1 pseudogene is annotated in these 402 nt (G+C 78.6%); it reads right to left on the minus strand.

Annotation, left to right across the window (positions count from 1 at the left end):
• Positions 1–402 (minus strand): annotated as a pseudogene (locus RNB18_RS53110) (ketosynthase chain-length factor); the annotation flags it as partial.

Here is a 402-nt window from a genome sequence, read left to right on the forward strand (position 1 = left end):
GTCGGGGGCGGCCTCGGTGACGTTGACGGTGGGCGGGATCACCCCGTCGCGCAGGGCGAGGAGGGCGGTGGCCACGTCGAGGGCGGCGCCGCCCGCCAGCAGACGGCCCGTCATGGACTTGGGCGCGGTGACGGGTACGGCTCCGGGGCCGAAGATCCCGGCGAGCGCGGCCGACTCGGCGCGGTCGGCGGCGGGGTCGCCCGAGGCGTCGGCGAGGACCACGTCGATGTCCTCGGGGCGCAGGCCCGCGTCGGCGATGGCTCCCTCGGCGGCGCGGCGCAGCCCCGGGGGGCGGCCCGAGCCCGGGGCCGGGTCGAGGGTGGCGGCGTACCCGGTGATCTCCCCGTACACCGTGGGCACGCCGCGTTCGCGGGCCGCTTCGGCGTCCTCGATCAGGAGGAT

The sequence above is a fragment of the Streptomyces doebereineriae genome (genome assembly GCF_031845645.1).
GTDB lineage: Bacteria > Actinomycetota > Actinomycetes > Streptomycetales > Streptomycetaceae > Streptomyces > Streptomyces canus.